The organism is Mycolicibacterium sichuanense (genome assembly GCF_033741125.1).
Taxonomy (GTDB): Bacteria; Actinomycetota; Actinomycetes; order Mycobacteriales; family Mycobacteriaceae; genus Mycobacterium.
In genome coordinates, this window is sequence record NZ_JAWQPU010000024.1 from 1 (window position 1) to 1025 (window position 1025).

General features: G+C 65.5%; 1 protein-coding gene. It reads right to left on the reverse strand.

The window, feature by feature from the left end:
* Positions 1-1025: cytochrome b (locus SBI80_RS28140; RefSeq protein ID WP_318978437.1), on the reverse strand; the 1025-nt coding region annotated here is incomplete at both ends.

The window sequence follows — 1025 nt, forward strand, 5'->3', positions numbered from 1 at the left end:
AGTGCGGCGCCTTGGTAGTGCAGGGGGATGGGGTGGCCGTGGTCGTCGACGGGTCCTAGGGGTTGGTGTAGTTCGATGTAGGCGCCGTGGGGTAGGCGTTTGAGGATGCCGGTTTCGATGCCGTGTTCGAGGACGGCGCGGTCGCTGCGTTGCAGGCTGATCGCCCAGCGGTAGGTGAGGTAGTAGACGATCGCGGGCAGCACGACCATGCCGATGCGTCCGATCCAGGTGGTCGCGTTGAGCGAGACGTGGAATTTCAGGGCGATGATGTCGTTCATGCAGGCGAAGGTCAGCACGATGTAGAACGCGATGGCCATGGCGCCGATGGCGGTGCGCACGGGGGCGTCGCGGGGGCGTTGGAGCAGGTTGTGGTGGGCGGTGTCGCCGGAGAACTTCTTCTCCAGGAACGGCCAGATGGTCAGCAGGGCGAACACCACGCCCATCAGGACCGCGATCCAGACGGGTTGGGGGATGGTGTGGCCGAAGGGGTAGAACTCCCAGGCTGGCCAGAGCCGGATCAGGCCGTCGGTCCACATCATGTAGAAGTCGGGTTGGCTGCCGGCGGAGACTTGGGAGGGTTTGTAGGGGCCCAGTTGCCAGATCGGGTTGATCTGCAGCAGGCCGCCCATGAGGCCCAGGATGCCGACGGTCATGGCGAAGAAGGCGCCGGACTTGACGGCGAAGACGGGCATGACGCGTACGCCGACGACGTTGTGTTCGGTGCGGCCGGGGCCGGGGAATTGGGTGTGCTTTTGGAACCACACCATGGCCAGGTGGACCCCGATCAGGGCCAGGATGATGCCGGGGATGAGCAGGATGTGCAGGGCGTAGAGGCGGGGGATGAAGATCTCGCCGGGGAAGTCTCCGCCGAACAGGGCCCAGTGCAGCCAGGTGCCGATGACGGGGATGCCCATGGAGATGCCCGAGAGGGCGGCGCGCACGCCGGTGCCCGAGAGCAGGTCATCGGGCAGGGAGTAGCCGAAGAAGCCTTCGAACATGGCCAGGATCAGCAGCAGCGAGCCGAT